This window comes from Streptomyces sp. FXJ1.172, from assembly GCF_001636945.3.
GTDB lineage: Bacteria > Actinomycetota > Actinomycetes > Streptomycetales > Streptomycetaceae > Streptomyces.
Map to the genome: position 1 here is coordinate 1,157,501 of NZ_CP119133.2, position 18,157 is coordinate 1,175,657.

The following is an 18,157-nucleotide window of genomic DNA, read 5'->3' on the forward strand; positions in this document are numbered from 1 at the left end:
CCGGCCGCCGCGCCTCCCGTACGGAGGCGCGGCGAAGCGGGCGTTGTCCGTGTGACGCCGCCCCCGTCAGTACACGTCCCGCACATAGCGCTTGTCGGCGGCGAGTTGCTTGATGTACGCGGCCGCCTCCGTCTCGTCCAGGCCACCGTGCACGGTGGCGATCTCGCGCAGGACCCGGTCGACGTCCTTGGCCATGCGGGAGGCGTCGCCGCAGACGTAGAAGTGGGCGCCGTCCTGGAGCCATGACCACAGCAGCGGGCCGTGTTCGCGCATCCGGTCCTGGACGTAGACCTTGGCGCGACGGTCGCGGGAGAAGGCGGTGTCCAGGCGGGTGAGCGTGCCCTCGCTCAGGAAGGCGGCCAGCTCCTGCTCGTAGTAGAAGTCGGTCGCCCGGTGCTGTTCGCCGAAGAACAGCCAGTTCGGGGCGCGGTGGCCGCGGGCCCGGCGGTCCTCGAGGAAGCCGATGAAGGGCGCGACGCCCGTGCCGGGGCCCACCATCACCGCCGGGGTGGCGGGGTCGGCCGGCGGGCGGAAGTGCGGCGCCCGCTGGACACGGACCGGCACCGGGGTGCCGGGCTCGGCGTCGGCGAGGAAGGGGGAGCACACGCCCTGGCGGGGGCGGCCGGCCAGGTTCTCGTAGCGGACGACGGAGACCGTCAGGGAGACCAGGTGGGGGTCGGTCAGGGGGCTGGACGATATGGAGTACAGCCGGGGTTGCAGCCGCCCCAGCACATCGGCCCACTCCTGCGCCCCGGCCCGGATGCCGAACTCGGCGACGACGTCGACGGCTTGGCGTCCCCAGGACCACTGCGCCAACTCGCCCTTGTTGTCCGGCCGGAGCAGCTTGCGCAGCTCGCGCGGGTCGCGGGTGCGGTCGGCGGCGAAGCGCAGCAGGTCGGGGGTGACCCGCGTGATGTCCAGGTGCCGTAGCAGTGCCTCGGCGAACGCCACCTCTCCGGCGCTCTTCAGCTGTACGGCCGCGTCCGCGGCGATGCCGGTGACGGCCAGCCATTCCGTCACCAGCTCCGGCTGGTTGACCGGGTGGACGGCCAGGGCGTCCCCGGCCTCGTAGACCAGGGGCATGTCGCCGTCGCGGCTGTCGAAGGTGAAGCGCCGGACCTCCTTGCCGGCGCCGGGCAGGCTCAGCAGGCGGTTGCCGGTGAGACGGGCGGTGACGGGGGCGGGACGGCCGGGCCGCGCGGAAGCAGCGGACGCCGAGGCCGCCGGGGTTGCGCGAACCGGATCAGGAGCCGGTGCGGGGGCTGTGGCGAGAGCCGGCCGGTCGGCGGGCCGCAACGCGGTGAGCACCTGGTCGAGCCAGGCCCCGGCCGCTGCCTCGTAGTCCGGTTCGCAGTCGGTGCGCGGGGCCAGCCGTGTCGCGTCCAGCTCCTCCATGCGCCGGTCCAGGCGGCGGCCGTGACCGCAGAAGTCGTCGTAGGAGGAGTCGCCGAAGGCGAGGACGGCGTAGCGCCTGCCGCTGAGGGGCGGGGCGTCGGGCGAAGCGAGGGCGTCCCAGAACCCGGCCCCGTTGTCCGGGGCGTCGCCGTCCCCGAACGTGCTCGTGATCAGCAGCAGATCGGCGTCGGACGGCAGCGCCGCGGGATCCGCGTCCGCCATGGGGAGAAGGGCGGCGGGATGCCCGTCGGTGGTGAGCCGCTCCGCCACGGCGCCCGCGAAGTCCTCGGCGTTCCCGGTCTGCGACGCCCAGAGGATGAGGACCTGACGGCGGGGGGTGTCCGCGGTCGGGGCCGGCGACTGCGGGGAACCCCCCGCGCCCAGCGTGGGCGCCGCCGCGGTCCTGGAGTACATCCCGGCCAGCGCGCCGTTGACCCACAGGGCGTGCTCGGGGCTGAACGGGGCGTCCGGGGGCAGGACCGGCACGCCCGGGGCGCCGGACGGGATGCCGGCGAGGAAGCCCGTCAGATACCGGCGTTCATGGGCGGAGAGGACGGGCGGCGGCGCGGGGTCCAGCCCGAACGCGGCGGACACGCTCACCGCGGGGAGGACGGCGGCGGCCGGAACCGTGGTCTGGGCGGCTGCAGGTGGCGGGGCCTGCACCATCACGGGCGTGGCCACCTTGGTCAGCGACACGGCGCACACCTTGAACTCGGGCTGGAAGGACAGCGGGTCGACGGCGTCGCTGGTCACGGCGTTGACGCTCAGATACTCGCCGAACAGGTCGTTCCAGTGGAACGGCGCGAAGCAGCAGCCCGGCCGCACCCGGTCGGTGACGACCGCGGGCAGCACGGCCCGGCCGCGCCGCGAGGCGACCTCCACCGAATCGCCCTCGGCGACGCCCAGCCGGGCCGCGTCCTGCGGGTGCACCTCCACGAAGGGGCCGGGGTCGAGCTTGTTCAGCTTGGCCACCTTGGCCGTCTTGGTCAGCGTGTGCCACTGGTGCTGGAGCCGGCCGGTGTTGAGGACGTACGGGTAGTCGTCGTCGGGCATCTCCGCCGCGCAGATGTGCGGGCGGGCGTGGAAGACCGCCCGCCCGCTCGCGGTCGGGAAGGCCGGCGTGCCGTCCGTGCCGAGGTACCGGATCGGATTGCGGTCGGGGCCGTCGGCGCCGGCCGCCGGCCACTGCACGGGTGTCTGCCGCAGCCGCTCGTAGCTGACCCCGCGCAGGTCCCAGCCTGTCACCGGGTTCCGGGCGCGCTTGATCTCCTCGAAGACCTCTTCCGCGCTGTCGTACGCGAAGCCCTTCTCGTACCCCATCTCACGGGCCACGGCGGCGATGATCCGCCAGTCCGCGGTCGCCTCGCCGGGCGGATCGGCGGCCGGGCGGGCGAGGGTGAGGTTGCGCTCGCTGTTGATCAGGACGCCCTCGGTCTCGGTCCACAGCGCGCCGGGCAGCACGACATCGGCGTACGCGTTGGTCTCCGTGTCGGTGAACACGTCCTGGGTGACGACGAATTCGGCCGCTTCCAGGCCCTCGATGACCGTCTTGCGGTTGGCGACGGAGGCGACCGGGTTGGTGCAGATGATCCAGCACGCCTTGATGTCCCCGTCGGCCATCTTCCGGAACATCTCGACCGTGCCCTTGCCGACCCCGTCGGCGCGCAGGGCGCCCGGTTCCAGCTCCCACAGCTCCTCGACGAAGGCCCGGTCGGCGTCGGCGAGGACGGAGCGCTGCCCGGGCAGGCCGGGCCCCATGTAGCCCATCTCGCGGCCGCCCATGGCGTTGGGCTGGCCGGTCAGCGAGAAGGGGCCGGAGCCCGGACGGCAGATGGCGCCGGTGGCGAGGTGCAAGTTGACCAGTGCGTTGGTGTTCCAGGTGCCGTGCGTGGACTGGTTCAGCCCCATCGTCCAGCAGCTCGTCCACTCCCCCGCCTCGCCGATCAGCCGGGCCGCCTCGCGTATGCGGTCCTCCGGTATGCCGGTGATCTCCGCGACGGTGGCGGGCGGGTAGTCGGCGAGGAACTCGGGCATCGCCTCCCAGCCCTCGGTGTGCGCGGCGATGAAGCCGGGGTCGGTGTGGCCGTTCGCGTGCAGCAGGTGCAGCAGCCCGTTGAGCAGGGCGAGGTCGGTGCCCGGCCTGATCTGCAGGAACAGGTCGGCCTTGGCCGCGGTGGCGGTACGCCGCGGGTCCACGACGATCAGCTTGGCGCCCGCCGACTTCACCCGGTCCATCATGCGCAGGAAGAGGACGGGGTGGCAGTCGGCCATGTTGGAGCCGATGACGAGGAACACATCGGCCTGGTCCAGGTCCTGGTACGACCCGGGCGGCCCGTCCGCGCCCAGCGACAGCTTGTAGCCGGTTCCGGCACTGGCCATGCACAACCGGGAGTTCGACTCGATCTGGTTGGTACGGATGAAGCCCTTGGCGAGCTTGTTCGCCAGGTACTGCGCCTCCAGGCTCATCTGCCCGGAGACATAGAGGGCGACCGCGTCGGGGCCGTGCTCGTCGATGATCGCGCGCAGGCGGCGGGCGGTCTCGGCGACGGCGGCCGGCAGTGGCGCGGGATGCGGCTCCTCACCGCGCTCGGGCCGGACGAGGGCGGTGCTCAGACGGCCCGGGGCGGCGAGCATGTCCGCGGTGGTCGCGCCCTTGGTGCACAGCCGTCCGAAGTTCGCCGGATGTTCCTTGTCCCCGCTCGCCTTCAGGACGGTACGACGCCCGTCCGGTCCCCTGCCGACGTCGAGGACCATGCCGCAGCCCACTCCGCAGTACGAGCAGACCGTCCGCACCTTCGTCGTGCCCTCGCTCAGCGAGCCCGGCGCGGCCACGGGCGCCTCCCTCTCCTGTGCTCGTCCTGATCCCACGCTTCGTGACGGTACGAACCGCTCATTACGCCGGTGTCTCCGCACCTGATCATCAGGGGTTACACCCACCGCACAGGGGCCGGCAGGCGTGTGTGAGCCCGGATCAATCTGCTGGCAGCCGCTTGAGCCGTGGCGGAGGGAGGCTCTCACCACGTCGTGCGGCTCGTCCCGCCCGGGGCTGCCGGCCGGGGCATGCGGCGGCCCCGGCCGGCGAGGACGCCGGCCGGGGCCGAGGGGCAAAGGGGTCAGCGGCGGTGGTCGCCGCGGTGGTGGCCGGCGTCGGGGTGACGGAGGCTGCCGTGGTGCCACCCGGCGCCGTCCCGGCGGTGCTCACGGACACCCCAGGAGACGGTGTCCACCACACGGCCGCGGTCGTTGCGCAGGGTCGCGATGTCGGCGTTGCGGTCCCACACGCGCATGCGGCGGTCCTGGTACAGGTCGGTCCGGGTGTCCTTGCCGACACCGGTGTGGACGCGGACGGTGGCCCCGCCCGCGAGCCGTACGTGGTGGAAGGTGTAGGTGTGGCCGTTCGGGTCGGACAGCGTCCAGTGGTCCAGGTTCACGACCCGGCGCGAGCCGTTCGTGACGTCCACCCACTCCTTGTTGAGGGTGCGGTTGGAGTGGTCGGCCCGGCTCGCTTCGTGCCGCACACCACTGATGTACACCACGCCGTGGTGCAGACGGACCGGGTGCTGACCGGCGGCCGCGGCCGGGAGCGAGGCGGCGCCCACCATGACGGCGGCCACGGCGGTGGCGGCGGTCACACGACGGGCGGAAGAAGAAACGGACACAAGGTCCCCCTTCGCGAGGAAGCGCGTTTGGTGCGGGTGCGCGGCCGTTCGGCCGCGCACCCACACCTTGCAACCTCCGTCCGGTTTTGTACGGGAAACCCACATGGCATTACAGATCCAGCAGAAATCCATAACTCTCGGATGCAATGACCATTTATGTTCTGAAAGTGGATTTTTGATGGCCTGTCGGGCCCGTACGTCCCGAAGCGCTCAGGCGGCCACCCGAAAGTGGGTAACGAGCCGGTACGCCAACTGGGGCAACCCTGCCCGGCACGAAGGTCAGCGCACGGGAAGGACCCGGGTGTGCTCGATGCGGACGGCCTCCAGCTTCCGCGGGTCGAGGCCGAGAAGCCGCAGGATGGTGGGGGCGATCTGCGTGGTGTGCACCGGGCCGTCGACGCGCACGCCGCGCGGGGTGCCGGCGCCGGCGACGACCAGCGGGACGTCGAGGTCGTCGGCATGGGCGCCGCCGTGCTCCGCGATCTTGCCCTTGCCGCCGGTGTAGACGACGCCGTACTGGCTGATGCCGACCAGGTCGGGCACTCGGGAGTCGCCCGGGCGGGTGTGGAAGTAGCGTGCGGCGGACGCGCCCGCGTAGAGCGTCTTCAGGCCGCTCGCGGTGAACGGCCGGGCCTTGCCGTCGATGCCGTTGCCCGTGCCGGACCGGGCGAGCAGGTAGGCCTTGGCGAAGTCGGCGGCGGCCTGGGAGCGGTCGGTGAGCCAGAGCAGCATGGCGTCGTCGTCCACCGCGTGGGCGACGAGGTCCGCGGCGCCCGGGTGCGCGGACTTCCAGGCGGCGTTGAGGCCGTCGAGCAGCGGGCCGTCGTCGATGCGGGTCAGCGCCTTGGGGTCGGTGGGCGACTGGCCGTGCTTGGCGGACAGGACGACCGTGGTGCTGCCGTCGAGGTGCCGCTTGCGCAGTTCGGTGAGGAGGGCGCCGACCTGCTGGTCCACGAAGTCGAGGCTCTTCGCCAGGAGCGGGCCGGGTACGCCCTTCGCCTGGTAACCGCCCGTCAGACCGTCGGAGGCGGGCAGCTTCTGGGCGGTCGAGACGGACTGGAAGTTCATGCCGAAGACGGCCGGGGTGCCCACCTCGTGGGTACGGCTGTGGTCGTAGCCGTCGATCTCGTTGAGGACGGCCCGCACCTTGTAGCCGTCGTACTGCTGGGTCGCGGCGTTGTCCTTCGTCCAGTCCTCGCCCGCGGCGTAGCCGGTGGCCGCGCTGTTGATCTCGGGCGCGAACAGGTCCTGGATGCCCTTGCCGGAGGGGCCGTCGAGAATGTCGTAGGCGGCGTGCTTGTCGGACCAGGCGGTGCGCAGGCCTGCCGTGCGGGCCACCTCGAAGACGGTGTTCACGCGCAGGTAGGAGTGGGGGTAGAGCGGTCTGCAGGTCTTCGGGTCGACCGGGAGCTTCGACGGGTCGATGAGGCGGGTGGGGTCACCGGTCATCTGCAGGATGCTGCCGGGAAGTCCACTCAGTCCCTGTCCCGCGTCGATGGAGTCCTTGTTCTTGTCGAGGTCCTCGGTGAGGTCGACCTCCACGCCGGGCTTGACACCGGCGCAGTGCGTGGTGCCGGCGGGCAGGAGGGCGGAGCTGTAGGTGTCGTCGTAGTAGACGCCCGTGGTGCCCGGGTCGCCGCCGGTGAGCTGGCCGACCATGCCCGGGAAGGAGTCGGAGGGGTTGGTGGTCGCCGCGTGGGTGTACTCCACGCCGCCGCCGGCGAGCCGGGCGAGCGCCGAGTGCGGGTGCCGGGCGGTGTACCAGGCGAGGTCGGACTGGTGCAGCCCGTCGACGGACAGCAGCAGGACATGGTGGGCGCCCGGGTGCGCGGGGGCGTGCGCCGAGGCGGGCGTGGCCGCCGCGGTGAGGCCGCCGACGGCGGCCAGCGCGGCCGCCGCCGCCGCGATGGTGCGTACGGGGTGGGACGGGCGTCGGGACAAGGGTTCTCCTCGGGCTGTGCTGAGCATGCGAACCGTGCACCGACATCCGAGAGGAGGAACGTGTACGGAAGCGGACCGCCATGTCCTGATCAGCCCAAGAAACCCATCGGCGCACGCAAAGACACGCCATAGGTGTGGTCACCTGTCTGAACCCGCGGCGGTGACCGCACTGTAGGTGGGTGCTCGACGGGGAGGACCGTGGCCCGGTCGCCACGGGTTCGGGTTCACCCGTCGGGTTGGGTGTGCGGTTTCACCAGGCCGCTCTGATAGGCGATGACGACGAGCTGGGCGCGGTCCCGTGCGTCGAGTTTGGTCATGGCCCGCTGGATGTGGCTGCGTACGGTGAGCGGGCTCAGGACGAGTTGCTCGGCGATGTCGGCGTTGGACCTGCCGTGCGCGGCCAGCGCCGTGACCTCGCGTTCGCGGTCGGTCAGGGTCTTGACGGCGTCCGGCAGGGCGTGGAAGTCGTCGGTGGCCGGGGCCGCCAGGAAGCGGGCGATGAGGGTCCGGGTGGCGCCGGGCGAGAGCAGGGCGTCGCCGGCGGCCACGGTGCCGATGCCGGACAGCAGGTCGTCGGGGCTGACGCCCTTGCCGAGGAATCCGCTCGCGCCGGCGCGCAGGGCCTTGGCGACGTTCTCGTCGTTCTCGAAGGTGGTCAGGACGAGGACGTGGGTGCCCGTCAGTTCCGGCCGGGAGCAGATGGCGGCGGTGGCGGACACGCCGTCGAGGTTCGGCATGCGGATGTCCATGAGGACGACGTCGGGCCGGTGGGCGGCGGCGAGGTCGACGGCTTCCTGCCCGTCGGCAGCCTCCGCGACCACGGTCAGGTCCTCGGCCGAGTCGATGAGGATGCGGAAGGTCGCTCGCAGCAGGGCCTGGTCGTCGGCGAGCAGGACACGGATCGTCATGGGGCGGGACTTTCGTCGTGGTCGCCGTCTGGGCTGTCGGAGGTGTCGGCGGTGTTGCTACGGCGGCGCAGCCCGCGCGGGCCGGGTGCTCAGCCCGCGTCGCCGTCCCCGCGGAGCAGGAGGTCGAGCAGCCCGGGGAAGCGGGCCTCGAACTCCTCGCGGCGCAGCCGGTTGACCCGCCTCGGGCCCTCGTCGCGCTGCTCGACGAGGCCGGCGTCGCGCAGCACCGAGAAGTGGTGGCTGAGTGCGGCCTTGCCGACGGGTACGTCGAAGCTGCCGCAGCTGCGCGTCCAGTCCGCCGAGCCCGCCAGCTCGCGGATCAGCGTCAGGCGTACGGGATCGGCGACCGCGGACAGCGCGGTCAGGACGGAGACGTCCCGGGGATCCGTGTGGACCGGCGCCGCGCGGTGCCGTGCGCCGGTGGCCTGCTTCGGCATGCCCCTCTCCTTCCGTGCGTTCCCTTGCGGGTCATCCCGCCGGGCGGCCCGGACCCCTTGCCGAGTGTTCGATGAGTATCTTACAGTCCCAGTGTTCGCTTTCCGTTGAACACTCCTTCCGGTACACATGACACACCTTGCAGAAAGGCGGTCACCGCCGATGCGCGCGGTCGAATTCCAGGAGTACGGCGGCCCCGAGGTACTGAAGGTCGTGCAGGCCGAGGTCCCCGAACCGGGACCGGGCCAGGTGACCATCGACGCCGCCTACACCGGCGTGAACTTCGCGGACCTCAAGGCGCGTGCCGAGGGGTACCGGGTGCCGTCGCTGCCGTTCCGTCCCGGCCTGGACGTCTCCGGCCGGGTCCGGGCGGTCGGCCCGGGCGTCGAGGGGCTGCGGCCGGGTCAGGAAGTCGTCGCGTTCGTCAACGGCGGCGCGTACGCGGAGGTGGTGGCCGCCGGGGCCGCCACCGTCCTCCCGCTGCCCGCGGGCCTGGACCTGCGGACCGCGGCCACGCTGCCCACCGTCCTGCCGACCGCGCACGCCCTGCTGCACGAGGTGGGGCGGCTGCGCGCCGGGGAGAGCGTGCTGGTGCACGGAGCGGCGGGAGGGGTCGGCACGGCGGTCGGACAGCTGGCCCGGGCGGCCGGCGCCGGTGCCGTGTACGGGGTGGTGTCCTCCCGCGACAAAGCCGGACACGCCCTCAAGTACGGCTACGACGAGGTGTTCACCACCGGCACCTTCGCCGACGACGTCCGCCGCGTCACCGGCGGCCGGGGTGTCGACCTGATCCTCGACCCGGTGGGCGGCGACACCCTGCGCCGCGGCCTCGACACCCTGGCCGTCTTCGGCCGGCTGGTGTCCTTCGGCAACGCGAGCGGGGCGCCGCCGTGGCAGGCCGGGCAGGCGGAGCTGTCCGCACAGGGCCGCGCCGTCGCCGGCCTCTCCGTCCTGGGCCTCGCGCAGACCGCGCCCGAGGCGCTGCGCGCGCTCGCCGAGCGTGCCTTCCACAAGGTCGTCGACGGCACCGTGACCCTGCCCGTCACCGCGGAGTTCGCGCTGTCGGACGCCGCGAAGGCGCACCGGCTGATGGGCGGGCGCACCTCGACGGGCAAGCTGCTGCTGCGCACGGCACAGTGAGCACGGACCGCTCGGAGAACAGGACTTGAGCAAGGAATGAGCAGGGACGGCATGACCCGGGCGTACACAGGGGTCGTCGGGAAGATACCCGCACCGGGGCTGGTGCTGGGCGGCGTGTGCGGCGTCCAGTTCGGCGCGGCCCTCGCACCCCGGGTCTATCCGCAGGTCGGCGCGGCCGGTGTGGTGCTCCTGCGGCTGCTGATCGCGGGCGTGCTGCTGTGCCTGGTGTGGCGCCCGCGCCGGGGGACCTCGGGTTCGGTGCGGGATGCCCGGGGGACGGTGCTCGGCGCCGGGGCCCTGCTCGCGGGACACCATCTCGCCTTCTACGCGGCCGTCGAGCGCATCCCGCTGGGTGCTGTCGCCACGATCGAGTTCCTCGGCCCGTTCGTCATCGCGCTGGCCGGGTCGCGACGGGTCGGCGACCTGTTGCCCGCCTGTCTGGCGGCCGGTGGCGTCCTGCTGCTCGGCGGGGGCGGCGTCCCCCTGAACCCGGGCGGACTCGCCCTGGCCTTCGCGGCGGCGTGCTGCTGGGCCGGCTACATCCTCGTCTCCGCACGCATGGCACGGCGCATCAGCGGCGGTCAGGGGCTGGCGCTCGCGGTCCTGTGGGCCGCGCTGCTGAGCGCCCCCTACGGCATCGCGCACGCCGGGAGCGCGCTCCTGTCACCGCATGTGCTGGGCGTCGCCGTGGTGGTGGCCGTGGCGTCCAGCGTGCTGCCGTACTCGCTCAACCTGGAGGCGCTGCGCCGGATCCCCCCTCGGGTGTTCGGTGTCCTGACGAGCCTCGAGCCGGCCGTCGGCGCCCTGTTCGGGCTCCTGATCCTCGGTCAGCACCTCGCCCGGCCGCAGTGGCTCGGTATCGCCACGGTCGCCTGCGCCTCCGTCACGGCCACGCTCCTGGGAGCCGGTGAGCGACGCGGGACCCAACGCGAGGAGAGCCCGGGGTGTCCGCGCACCGTACGGGGCACGACATCCGGCGACAAACCCAACTCCCGTGCCTCACACGTTACTTCACCACTTGACGAAAATGGTCCACACCTCTAGGTTCTCGGCGCGGCCACCCCGCCGAACACCCCCTCGGCCGAGGGGAGTTCGGGGCGGCGCGGTTCACACCAGGCCCTCCTCGAAGCCCTGTCGCCAGGACGGATAGCGCGGTTGCCAGCCCAGTTCCCGCTTGGCCTTGGCGTTGGAGAAGCCGCGTCCCTCGGTCATGATCGTCACCATCATGTCTCCGGCCAGCAGCCGGACCAGCCACTTCGGCATCCGCAGCGGCGGTTTCGCGCCCGCGCACCGCGCCAGATGGGGCAACCACTCGCTCGCCGGGGCCGGTTCGTCGTCGACGATGTTGAACACACCCCGCACCTTCTGTTCCACGGCCAGGACGGTGGCGCTCGCCGCGTCGTCGACGTGCACCCACGAGCCGTAGCCGGTGCCGTTCCCGACGAGCGGGAACTGCCGCTTGCGTACGAGCGCCAGGGCTTCGTCGGTGGCGCCGGGGCCGTAGAACCCGCCGTAGCGCAGTACCGCGCCGTCGGCCCTGCCGACCGCTTCCTCGAGGTAGCGCAGCGCCGCCAGCAGCTTGTGCGCCGCCGTTCCCTCGTGCAGGTCCAGCGGGTCCTCCTCGGTCGCCCCGCTGCCGTCGGCACGGCTCCCGTTCCAGTTGGCGAATCCCTGCGCGACGAAGTGCGGTACGCCGTTCGCCTCGGCGGCGGCCAGCAGATGGTCCGTCCCCTCGGTGCGCAGTCTGGTGGTCGGCAGGAACCACCGGTCCATGTGCTTGGGGTCGGGCTTGCCGGCGTGTGCGGAGCTGATCGCGGTCATCTGGTGCACGATCACGTCCGGCCGGGCCGCGGCCACCGCCGCGCCGACGGATGCGGCGTCCAGTCCGTCCATCACGACGCCGTCCGCGCCCAGTTGCGCCACCAGGCCGAGCTTGGCCTCGCTCGTCGTCGTGGCCGTCACCTGGTGGCCACGGGCCACGAGCTGCGGCACCAGCCGCCGCCCCAAGATTCCGGCGCCGCCCGCCACGAACACCCGCACGGCCATCACCTCCCTGTCCCGAAGTCCGTTCCGAGATCTAGACGAAAGAGTCCCGCCGTTTGTGACATCGAAGGTCGAGCGCGGCCGGAGCCGGCCGGCGATCCGTCGTTCCGGCGGCGTTTCGGCCGGGAGGTCAAGGCCGCCCGGCAGGGTGCGGCGTGAGCTTCGTGACCGCGGACATGACGCTCTGGCGGGCGGAGCGGGATGTGTCTACTGTGGCGCGGTGACAACGCAGGTGATCGTGCTCAATGGTGGTTCCAGCTCGGGCAAGTCCGGGATCGTCCGGTGTCTGCAGGCGGTGCTGCCGGATCCGTGGCTGGCCCTCGGGACGGACACGCTGGTGGAGGCGATGCCGGCGTCCCTGCGGGCGTCGGATGCCGGGATCGGGTTCGCGCCGGACGGCGAGGTCACCGTCGGGCCGGAGTTCCGGACGCTCGAAGCGGCCTGGATCGAGGGAGTCGCCGCGATGGCCCGCGCGGGTGCACGGGTGATCGTGGACGAGGTCTTCCTCGGCGGAGCGTACTCGCAGCAGCGATGGCAGAAGGCGCTGGCCGATCTGCGGGTGCTGTGGGTCGGCGTCCGGTGTGACGGTGCGGTAGCCGCGGGCCGGGAGGTCGCCCGGGGCGACCGGGCCGTCGGAATGGCCGTCTCCCAGGCGGAGATCGTCCACCAGGGCGTGACCTACGACCTGGAGGTGGACACCATGCACACCGAGTCGATGGAGTGCGCACGGGCCATCGCCGCGCACGCCAGCTGAGCGGCCGGCTCGGCGGTCCCCCCGGGAGGGGACACATGGGTCCCCTCGGGAGCTGACGCCGTTCGCCGCCCGCCCGTCGCCGGCGTCCGAGAGTGAGGGGCACCGGGTTACTTCAGGATGTTGACGGCTCGGGCGACCACGAGGACCACGGTCACCAGGGAGACCGTCGACTGGAGCATCATCAGCATCTTCGACCAGCGGGACATCGGCATGACGTCGGTCGGGCTGAAGGCGGTGGCGTTGGTGAAGGACAGGTACAGGTAGTCCAGGAACGCCGGTTCCCAGTCCGGCGGCGCGAACTGCGGGCTCTGCATCTGGACGAAGAGGAAGTCGGCGAACTGGTGCTGTCCCTGGACCCGGGCCATCGGGCCGCCCCGGTCCCACTCCCAGTACCACAGGGCGAACACGATGACGTTCGTGACCCAGATGACGCCACCGGTGAGCAGCAGCGGAACCGCCTGGTCTCCTCCGGTGCCGTTCACCAGGTCCGCCACCAGCCGGACCGCGGACCAGCCGTTGGTCAGGCTGATGACGCAGATCAGGACCAGGCCGAGCCAGCGCAGCCACCGGGTGCGGGGCTCGACCCGGCGGGGGTTGGCGGCGACCAGGCCGGCCAGCAGGAACAGCTCCAGTGCGGGCATGGCCCAGAACGGGTGCAGGAGGATGAGCCGGTGCGGCAGGGTGAGCTGCAGGGCGACGGCCGTGAGGATCACGGCCGTCACCGTCCAGCGCGGCTCGCCGCGGGTCGCCCGGCGCCAGGCGGGGACCAGTTCCCGCTCCCCGCTCTCCAGCAGCCGCTCGATCCGGGCCAGGCGGCTCTCGGCGTCATCCATGTCGTCGTTCATGACGAGGATTGTCGCGGGTGATTCCCTCCCGGCGGGCACCGGGGCGACGGCGCGAGCGCGCCGCGACAGCGCGGACCTACGGCAGATCCGCCACGGCCGCCGCCCTGTGGCCCGAGCCGGTCAGGCCTCGGGCGGGATGCTCGACACACGTGCCGGGGCCGGGCCGGTATGGCGCGGGCCCACGGGCAGGAGGGTACGGCCGTGTGTCTCGTTGATGACGGTCGCCGCCGAGGCGTACCAGGCGACGAGTCCCGTGGCGATGCCGAACCACCCGCCCACCTGGGTCAGCGCATGCGGCTCGGCCCCGGTCTGGAACGCTCCGACGGCGAGGAAGATGTAGGTGAGGGTGAGCAGTACGAGTACCGCCAGCATGGCGAGGCTGACCCGCAGCGCGGCAACGGCCATGTAGGCGGTGAAGATGCCCCACCCGAGCAGGAACAGGCCGAGCGCGTTGTGCACGTCGCCGGCGAACACCAGACGCGGCACGATCCACCAGTAGGACAGCCAGAAGGCGGCGTACGAGACGAACACCGTCGCGCCGAACGTGTTGCCGCGCCGAAATTCGAACAGGCCTGCGGCGAACTGGGCGAGGCCGCCGTAGAACACGGCCAGGCCCAGGACGGGCACGATGGCGCCGGTCTCCTTGACCAGGTTGGTGTTGACGATGGAGAGAAGCAGGGTGGTGAGGGCGAAGCCGGCCAGGCCCAGCGGGGCCGGGTCGCCCCAGGTAACCGACCGCGGGCCTTCCGCGGCCGGCTGCTCCGGGGGCAGACTCCTCGTGTCCTCGTTCATGACCGGCATCCCTTCGAGCAGAGCCGGACCAGCAGCCGACGCTTGGCTAGCCCACGAACGTGCTGGCTGGAACCCCGAGGCGGGCCGGCGGCACTGGTGTGCCGCCTGCGTCTACCTTTACGGAAGGTACCCGTTCGTCGTATGCGTTAGCCGTGTTCCTGCCCGGCAATACGCGGTCGCCGCGGATGAGGGCGGGCGTCCGGCGGGCGCGGGGCCAGCCGGCCGTGGTGGCGACGACGAGACCGACGCCGATCAGCACGACGCCTGTCACCCGGCCCAGCACACGGCGCAGCCGGGGCGTGCACAGCAGCGGCCCGGCCTTGGCCAGCAGCAGCGTGCAGCCGCCCAGCCAGGCCGCGGTCAGGCCGATGTGCAGCACTACGAGCAGTTTCATGCCCCAGGCGGCCGGCAGCCGCAGCGGGGCCAGCGTGGGCAGCAGCCCGGTGTAGCAGACGGCGATCTTGGGGTTGAGGACGTTGCTGATCAGCCCGGTCCGCCAGGGGCTTCCGGGGCGGGAGGGAGTAGAGCAGCAGCCCCGTCGCGATGCCGGCCACGGTCCGCAGCGCGTCCCCGGTGCCGGCCACCAGGGCCCGGCGGGTCACGACGGCCATGTCGGGGCCGGGCACGACGGTCAGCAGGCCGAGGACGCCGATCGCGACGGCGAAATGGGTCAGCATGGGGATCAACGAAGGCATCCTTCTGATGTCGTGTGTCCGGTGAACGGCGCCGGAGCGCTCACGATCAGGGTCGGATGCCTTCCTGTCATCGCTCCAGCGAATGTTTCCAACCGGTGATCGTCGGAAATGCCGAACGATCGGGCTGGGGAGGAAGCCCGCGGTTCACGGCTCGCGGTGTTCGTGTGCCGCCTGTTCCAGTGCCGCCGCCTCCGCCTCGGCCAGGCGGGTCTCGGCCGCCACGTCGATCGAGCGGGTCAGCCACCAGTACAGCAGCGCGGAGACCGGCAGTCCGATGAACAGGGAGATGTCGGCTCCGCCGAGGGCCTTGGCGGCCGGGCCGACGTACAGGGTGCCGACGGAGAAGAAGGGGATCATCGCGGCGAAGCCGACGAGGTAGGCGGTGATGCCGTGCCAGCCCCAACGGCCGTAGATGCCGTTGGGGTTGAAGATCTCGGCGATCGCGTAGTGCCCGCGCCGCACGACGTAGTAGTCCATGAGGTTGACCGCGGTCCACGGGATGAACAGGTAGAGCACCAGGAGCAGGAAGTTGTTGAAGTTCTCGAGGAAGTTGGCGGTCGCGGCCAGCGCGCCGATCAGGGAGAGGGCCGCGGTCAGGCCGATGGTCAGCAGGCGTACGCCCAGCGTCGGCCGTACCCGTTTGAACGAGTCGATGCCGCTGATGAGGGTCAGCGAACCCCCGTACATGTTCAGGGCGGTGACGGACACCAGGCCCAGAGCGGCGAAGAGCAGCACGATCGCGCCGAAGCCGTTGAACACCTTGTCGCCCGCCGCGTTGATCGACTTGATCGTGTCGAAGCCCTTGCCCGCCCAGGCGGCCAGCAGGGTGCCGAGCACCATCAGCCAGATGCCGCCGAGCGCGGATCCGAAGTACGTCCAGTAGAAGGTCTTGCGGACCGTGACGTCCGGCGGGAGGTAGCGCGAGTAGTCGGAGACGTAGATGGCCCAGCTGATCTGGTAGCCGGCGACCACGCCGAACTGCGCCAGGAACGGTGTCCACTTGAAGGCGCCGAGGTCGAAGGAGCCCGAGGGGTAGTGCAGGGTGACGAGGACGCCGACGGTGAAGATCCCGAAGATGACCAGGAAGGTGTACGTCAGGATCCGCTCGGCCTTGTGGATGATGTCGTAGCCGACCAGTGCGATGACGAGCGCGACCACGGTGACCACGACGACCCACAGTTTCACGCTGCCGTGCAGGGTGGTGTGCAGGGAGTCGGCGGCGAGGATGCTGTTGAAGACGTTGAACCCCGCGTACTGCACATAGGCGAAGAGCCACACCAGCAGGGCGCCGACGTAACCGAACTGGGGGCGGGACTGGATCATCTGCGGCAGCCCCAGCTGCGGGCCCTGCGCCGAGTGGAAGGCCATGAAGAACGTGCCGATGACGGTTCCGGCGACGATGGCCAGCAGCGACCAGATCAGGTTGCCGCCCGAGGTGATGCTGATGAGCCCCACGGCCAGGGTGGCGATCTGGGCGTTGGACATGAACCACAGGGGGCCCAGATGCCAGAGTTTGCCGTGCCGCTCGTCCAAGGGGACGTAGTCGATGGACCGGACCTCAAGTCCGGACACTCTCGGCTCTGCTGATGTGCTCATGACGCCTCCCGCACCCGAACCGCCTCTGGGGCACATTGTTCTCCCATACAGGCGCGGTGACGAGTGGTGAGGTGCGGGTTTGGGTTCGAGTTTGGGTGCGGGTGCTGGTGCGGATTCGGGTGCGGGTGCGGATTCGGGTGCGGATTCGGGTGAGGACCGAACAGGCCGTCCACGGGCGGACGGCTCCCGGCGTCAGGCGTGCAGGGCGTCCGAGAGGCGGACGAAGCGGTGGCCGGTGGCCAGCAGGTGCGGGACGGCGCTCGCGATGCCCTCGGCGGTGCCGCCCTCGGGGTGGTTCATGTGGCACAGCACGATGGAACCGCCCGGAGCGGCCGCGACGGTCTCGTGGACCTGCTCGTGGGTGAAGGTCGCGCCGCCGTCCCCGTTGACGGAGAAACTGACGAAACGCTCCCCGAGGTCACGGACGATGTGTGCCGCGACGTCGTCGCAGTACGCGGTGCCGGACCGGAAGTAGCGGGGCGGGGCGCCCAGCAACCGGGTCAGTTTGGCCCGGTTGCCGGCGATCTCGTCGTACACCTCGCCGGGGCTGCGGGTGCCGGGGATGCCGTACGCGGAACGGCCGCTGACGGACAGCGGGCGGTGCCGGGTGCCGTGGTTGGCGATCTCGAACTGCGGCTCGGCGGCCAGTCGGTGGAACTCCGCCGGGTTGGCGTCGATCCAGCGGGAGTTGAGGAACAGCGTCGCCGGGATGTGCCGGGTGCGCAGGAAATCGATCAGCGCGCGGTCGTAGCCGCTGCCGCCCGGGCCGCCGCACGCGTCGAAGGTCAGCGCGATCTCCTTCTTCGCGCCCGGCAGGGAGTGGACCACCCCCGGTGCGTCGAAGCCCCAGGAGTGCGGCACGCTGTGGCCGTAACGGCCCACGACCTGGGCGCGGGTGACGTCGGGCCGGTTCGGGGCCGCCGTCGCCACCGGGCCGGAGCCGGAGGCCTGCGGGGGCGCCGCCGGGCCTGTCTCCACCGCGCCGGAGGGTGAAGCGGAGGCGTCCGCGCTCTTCTTCTGTCCCGCACACCCGGCGAGCAGACCTCCCGCCATGACGGCGAGCACTGCGCGGCGACCGGCTGCCATCCGTCCGCTCCTCCACACCCGATCGACCACGTCTGATCGAAGGCACCTGATCAGACACACGTACTTGACGGCCACCGCCACCCGACGACGGCCACACCGGCAACCGTACGCACCGGATCGGCCCCGGCCGTGAAGACACCGGTAAGAGATCACCCAGAATCGCTCGGACCACCGTACCGGAGGGCCCACGCCACCATCGGCCGACATGACCGCTCACCTGCGAAGCCTCGCCACCGGCCCGGACGGTGAAAGCCAGTTGAGACGTCGCCCGCGCTGGGACAGAGTCTGGGGTCATGGAGTTCTTCTGCTACCACCGTGACCGGCCAGGCTCCGCGCCGCTGCGCGACGAGTTGCTGGAGGAGCACTGGTCCTACATGGACCGGTACGCCAAGGAGATGATCGCCCGCGGCCCGACCCTCACCGGCGACGGTGAGACGGCCACCGGCAGCGTGCACATCATCGATCTGCCCGATCCCGCCGCCGCGCGCGCGTTCGCCTTCGACGAGCCCGGCCACCAGGCCGGGGTGTACCGCGACGTGCTGCTGCGCCGATGGCGCAACGTGCTGGGGCGCACCATGTGGGACTTCCCCGGCGGCCGGACCGGCGGCAACCGCTACCTGGTGCTCGGCCTAGGCTCCGCGCACGCCGTCGAGCCTCCCGTCCCGGCCGACCGGGACGAGCTGATCGCGTACGGGCCGCTCCTGTCCGACGACGGCACGCTCTGGCTGGGCACGGCGGCGCTGGTCCGGGCACCGGACCGGGACACGGCACGAGCCGTCCTGGCCGCGGGGCGGTACGCGGACATCGAGGTCCACGACTGGGAGTTCGGCGGACGGCGGACCTGACCCGGTCACCGCGGGAACGGCGG

At 71.6% G+C, this 18,157-nt stretch carries 14 protein-coding genes and 1 pseudogene; 4 read left to right on the forward strand and 11 right to left on the reverse strand.

Going from position 1 to position 18,157, the window contains the following annotated elements; genetic code table 11:
• Positions 1–66: 66 nt before the first annotated feature.
• The 5 genes from A6P39_RS05575 to A6P39_RS05595 form a co-directional block, all read right to left on the reverse strand.
• Positions 67–4,227, reverse strand: a complete 4,161-nt coding sequence (locus tag A6P39_RS05575) for a bifunctional nitrate reductase/sulfite reductase flavoprotein subunit alpha (protein ID WP_067051259.1) — start codon at positions 4,225–4,227, stop codon at positions 67–69.
• Positions 4,228–4,508: 281 nt separating this feature from the next.
• Positions 4,509–5,027: a lamin tail domain-containing protein gene (locus A6P39_RS05580; protein ID WP_443052821.1), complete on the reverse strand. Its 519-nt coding sequence runs from the start codon at positions 5,025–5,027 to the stop codon at positions 4,509–4,511.
• Positions 5,028–5,333: 306 nt separating this feature from the next.
• A complete protein-coding gene (locus tag A6P39_RS05585) occupies positions 5,334–6,995 on the reverse strand; it encodes an alkaline phosphatase family protein (RefSeq protein ID WP_234379073.1) in 1,662 nt (553 codons plus the stop codon).
• A gap of 224 nt (positions 6,996–7,219) precedes the next feature.
• Positions 7,220–7,903, reverse strand: a complete 684-nt coding sequence (locus A6P39_RS05590; protein WP_067051262.1) for a response regulator transcription factor — start codon at positions 7,901–7,903, stop codon at positions 7,220–7,222.
• 89 nt (positions 7,904–7,992) lie between these two features.
• The gene (locus A6P39_RS05595) at positions 7,993–8,340 is read right to left on the reverse strand and encodes an ArsR/SmtB family transcription factor (protein WP_067051265.1); all 348 of its coding nucleotides are present in this window, start codon (positions 8,338–8,340) and stop codon (positions 7,993–7,995) included.
• A 160-nt stretch (positions 8,341–8,500) separates the two neighbouring features.
• Between A6P39_RS05595 and A6P39_RS05600 the strand changes: the two genes are divergently transcribed.
• Positions 8,501–9,478: a quinone oxidoreductase family protein gene (locus tag A6P39_RS05600; RefSeq protein WP_067051267.1), complete on the forward strand. Its 978-nt coding sequence runs from the start codon at positions 8,501–8,503 to the stop codon at positions 9,476–9,478.
• Between the two features lie 36 nt (positions 9,479–9,514).
• Entirely contained in the window at positions 9,515–10,522 is a 1,008-nt protein-coding gene (locus tag A6P39_RS05605) for an EamA family transporter (protein WP_079133595.1), read from the forward strand.
• 63 nt (positions 10,523–10,585) lie between these two features.
• Here A6P39_RS05605 and A6P39_RS05610 read toward each other — a convergent pair whose 3' ends face one another.
• The gene (locus A6P39_RS05610) at positions 10,586–11,524 is read right to left on the reverse strand and encodes an NAD-dependent epimerase/dehydratase family protein (protein ID WP_067051269.1); all 939 of its coding nucleotides are present in this window, start codon (positions 11,522–11,524) and stop codon (positions 10,586–10,588) included.
• 217 nt (positions 11,525–11,741) lie between these two features.
• Here A6P39_RS05610 and cpt point away from each other — a divergent pair, with 217 nt between their 5' ends.
• Complete coding sequence (gene cpt, locus A6P39_RS05615) at positions 11,742–12,275, forward strand: chloramphenicol phosphotransferase CPT (RefSeq protein ID WP_067051271.1); 534 nt, start codon at positions 11,742–11,744, stop codon at positions 12,273–12,275.
• 107 nt (positions 12,276–12,382) lie between these two features.
• Here the strand turns inward: cpt and A6P39_RS05620 are convergent, their stop codons facing one another.
• The 5 genes and pseudogenes from A6P39_RS05620 to A6P39_RS05640 form a co-directional block, all read right to left on the reverse strand.
• A complete protein-coding gene (locus A6P39_RS05620; protein ID WP_067051272.1) occupies positions 12,383–13,120 on the reverse strand; it encodes a DUF1345 domain-containing protein in 738 nt (245 codons plus the stop codon).
• A 120-nt stretch (positions 13,121–13,240) separates the two neighbouring features.
• Positions 13,241–13,912: an acetate uptake transporter gene (locus tag A6P39_RS05625; RefSeq protein WP_067051274.1), complete on the reverse strand. Its 672-nt coding sequence runs from the start codon at positions 13,910–13,912 to the stop codon at positions 13,241–13,243.
• A gap of 217 nt (positions 13,913–14,129) precedes the next feature.
• Positions 14,130–14,589: pseudogene (locus A6P39_RS05630) on the reverse strand (LysE family translocator); the annotation flags it as partial.
• Between the two features lie 162 nt (positions 14,590–14,751).
• Positions 14,752–16,203: a purine-cytosine permease family protein gene (locus tag A6P39_RS05635; RefSeq protein WP_199840904.1), complete on the reverse strand. Its 1,452-nt coding sequence runs from the start codon at positions 16,201–16,203 to the stop codon at positions 14,752–14,754.
• A gap of 192 nt (positions 16,204–16,395) precedes the next feature.
• Positions 16,396–17,289 (reverse strand): polysaccharide deacetylase family protein, encoded by an 894-nt coding sequence (locus tag A6P39_RS05640; protein ID WP_067051280.1) that lies wholly within the window; start codon positions 17,287–17,289, stop codon positions 16,396–16,398.
• A gap of 293 nt (positions 17,290–17,582) precedes the next feature.
• Here A6P39_RS05640 and A6P39_RS05645 point away from each other — a divergent pair, with 293 nt between their 5' ends.
• Positions 17,583–18,134: a YciI family protein gene (locus A6P39_RS05645; protein ID WP_067051282.1), complete on the forward strand. Its 552-nt coding sequence runs from the start codon at positions 17,583–17,585 to the stop codon at positions 18,132–18,134.
• The last annotated feature ends 23 nt before the right edge of the window (positions 18,135–18,157 follow it).

Excerpts from the sequence above, each read along its gene's own strand:
- A6P39_RS05590 (WP_067051262.1), bottom strand. The coding sequence starts at position 7,903 with ATGACGATCCGTGTCCTGCTCGCCGACGACCAGGCCCTGCTGCGAGCG.
- A6P39_RS05595 (WP_067051265.1), bottom strand. The coding sequence starts at position 8,340 with ATGCCGAAGCAGGCCACCGGCGCACGGCACCGCGCGGCGCCGGTCCAC.
- A6P39_RS05600 (WP_067051267.1), top strand. The coding sequence starts at position 8,501 with ATGCGCGCGGTCGAATTCCAGGAGTACGGCGGCCCCGAGGTACTGAAG.
- A6P39_RS05605 (WP_079133595.1), top strand. The coding sequence starts at position 9,515 with ATGAGCAGGGACGGCATGACCCGGGCGTACACAGGGGTCGTCGGGAAG.
- A6P39_RS05610 (WP_067051269.1), bottom strand. The coding sequence starts at position 11,524 with ATGGCCGTGCGGGTGTTCGTGGCGGGCGGCGCCGGAATCTTGGGGCGG.
- A6P39_RS05620 (WP_067051272.1), bottom strand. The coding sequence starts at position 13,120 with ATGAACGACGACATGGATGACGCCGAGAGCCGCCTGGCCCGGATCGAG.
- A6P39_RS05625 (WP_067051274.1), bottom strand. The coding sequence starts at position 13,912 with ATGAACGAGGACACGAGGAGTCTGCCCCCGGAGCAGCCGGCCGCGGAA.
- A6P39_RS05635 (WP_199840904.1), bottom strand. The coding sequence starts at position 16,203 with ATGAGCACATCAGCAGAGCCGAGAGTGTCCGGACTTGAGGTCCGGTCC.
- A6P39_RS05640 (WP_067051280.1), bottom strand. The coding sequence starts at position 17,289 with ATGGCAGCCGGTCGCCGCGCAGTGCTCGCCGTCATGGCGGGAGGTCTG.
- A6P39_RS05645 (WP_067051282.1), top strand. The coding sequence starts at position 17,583 with ATGGAGTTCTTCTGCTACCACCGTGACCGGCCAGGCTCCGCGCCGCTG.